1 protein-coding gene is annotated in these 1,602 nt (G+C 69.4%); it reads right to left on the reverse strand.

Annotated elements, in window-relative coordinates; translation table 11 throughout:
* Positions 1-12: 12 nt before the first annotated feature.
* A partial coding sequence (locus IE294_RS46630) for a ribonuclease J (RefSeq protein ID WP_229918265.1) occupies positions 13-1,602 on the reverse strand: 1,590 nt, incomplete at its 5' end.

Raw genomic sequence — 1,602 nt, forward strand, 5'->3', positions numbered from 1 at the left:
CCGGGCTGTGGCTCAGGCGTCGATGATGACGGGGATGATGAGGGGTTTGCGGCGGTGGGCGCGGAACGCCCAGTTCGCCACGGCGCGGGCGAGGAGCTGTTCGAGTTGGCGTGCGTCCCCGACGCCTTCCTCGGCCGCGGTGGCCAGGGTCTTCTCGATGACGGGGATGACCGGCTCGAAGGTGGTGTCGTCGTGCACGAAGCCGCGGGCCAGGAAGTCGGGGGCCTCGGCGAGGGCCCCGGTGTCCGCGTCGACGATCGCCACCACCGTGAGCACGCCTTCGGAGGCGAGGGTGAGGCGGTCCTTGAGGGACGCTTCGGTGGCGCCGCCGACTTCCATGCCGTCCACGTAGACGTTGCCGGCGGGGACCTTGCCGGTGATGGACGCGCGCCCGTCGACGAGGTCGACGACGACGCCGTCCTCGGCGATGACGACCCGTTCGGGGTCGACACCGGTACGGATGGCGAGGTCGGCGTTGGCCCGCAGGTGGCGCCATTCGCCGTGCACGGGCATGACGTTGCGGGGCTTGACGATGTTGTAGCAGTAGACGAGTTCGCCGGCGCTGGCGTGCCCGGAGACGTGCACCTTGGCGTTGCCCTTGTGGACCACGTGGGCGCCCCACCGGGTGAGTCCGTTGATCACCCGGTAGATGGCGTTCTCGTTGCCGGGGATGAGGGAGCTGGCGAGCAGGACGGTGTCGCCCTTGCCGATGCGGATCACGTGGTCGCGGTTGGCCATCCGTGACAGCGCGGCCATCGGTTCGCCCTGGGAGCCGGTGCACACCAGAGTGATCTTGTGGTCCGGGAGCTTCTCCAGCTCCTTCGTGCTCACGACCAGACCGGAGGGGACCTTCAGATAGCCCAGGTCACGGGCGATGCCCATGTTGCGGACCATCGACCGGCCGACGAAGGCGACCTTGCGGCCGTGCTGGTGGGCGGCGTCCAGGACCTGCTGGATGCGGTGCACGTGGCTGGCGAAGCTGGAGACGATGACCCGGCGCGGCGCGGTGCGCATCACCTGCTCGATCGCCGGGTTCAGCTCCCGCTCGGAGGTGGTGAAGCCCGGTACTTCGGCGTTGGTGGAGTCGGTGAGGAACAGGTCCACGCCCTCCTCGCCGAGGCGGGCGAAGGCGCGCAGATCGGTGATGCGGTCGTCGAGGGGGAACTGGTCCATCTTGAAGTCGCCGGTGTGCAGCACCAGCCCGGCCCGGGTGCGGATCGCGACCGCGAGGCTGTCGGGGATGGAGTGGTTGACCGCGACGAACTCGCAGTCGAAGGGCCCGAAGCCGCGCCGGTCGCCCTCCCGCACCCGCACCGTGCGCGGCCGGATGCCGTGTTCCTTGAGCTTGGCCTCCAGGAACGCCAGCGTCAGCCTGGAGCCGACGACGGGAATGTCCGACCGCTCGCGCAGCAGGTACGGCACGCCGCCGATGTGGTCCTCGTGGCCGTGGGTGAGTACCACGGCCACGATGTCGTCCAGCCGGTCCCGGATCGAGGTGAAGTCCGGCAGGATCACGTCCACGCCGGGCTGGGTCTCCTCGGGGAACAGCACGCCGCAGTCGACGATCAGCAGCTTGCCCGCGTGCTCGAAGACGGTCATGTT

It is taken from the genome of Streptomyces canarius, from assembly GCF_014650735.1.
In the GTDB taxonomy this organism is placed as follows: Bacteria; Actinomycetota; Actinomycetes; order Streptomycetales; family Streptomycetaceae; genus Streptomyces; species Streptomyces olivaceoviridis.